General features: G+C 46.1%; 1 pseudogene. It reads left to right on the top strand.

What is annotated here, in order from left to right:
* Positions 1 to 209: 209 nt before the first annotated feature.
* A pseudogene (locus K0335_RS22165) lies at positions 210 to 614 on the top strand (phosphotransferase RcsD); the annotation flags it as partial.

Below are 614 nucleotides of genomic sequence, written 5' to 3'. Positions count from 1 at the left end.
ATTAGCAAATAATTTCTTGATATTTAGTGCTAAACATTTATAAGTAGTCTTTATATTTGTACCGTTTTGCGAAGGTTGTACGCTTTTCCCGTCCCGCCGACGGAGCGCGTGTTAAGTTGCCCGGCATGACGTAAGAGTCTGGAAATTCATTCATTACCCTTTATACTGCCCTTCACCTTCAGCGTTGCTTTTACAGGTCGTAAACATAAATGAGTCAGTCTGACACAACGGTCTCTACCCGATTCTCCCTTCTACCGGGAAGCATTACCCGTTTCTTCTTATTGCTGATCATTGTGCTGCTGGTAACGATGGGCGTTATGGTACAGAGCGCCGTCAACGCCTGGTTGAAAGACAAAAGCTATCAAATTGTCGATATCACTCACGCTATTCATAAACGCGTGGACACCTGGCGGTATGTTACCTGGCAAATTTATGACAACATCGCCGCGACCACTACGCCATCGACAGGTGAAGGACTTCAGGAAACGCGTCTGAAACAGGATGTGTATTATCTTGAAAAGCCGCGACGTAAAACTGAAGCGCTGATTTTCGGTTCCCATGACAGCGCCACGCTGGAAATGACGCAGCGTATGTCAACTTATCTGGATACGCTG

The sequence above is a fragment of the Escherichia sp. GZ89 genome (genome assembly GCF_019366485.1).
GTDB lineage: Bacteria > Pseudomonadota > Gammaproteobacteria > Enterobacterales > Enterobacteriaceae > Escherichia > Escherichia fergusonii.
Note: the sequence above shows the minus strand (reverse complement) of the source record. Positions and strands in the feature narration are given on the sequence as shown.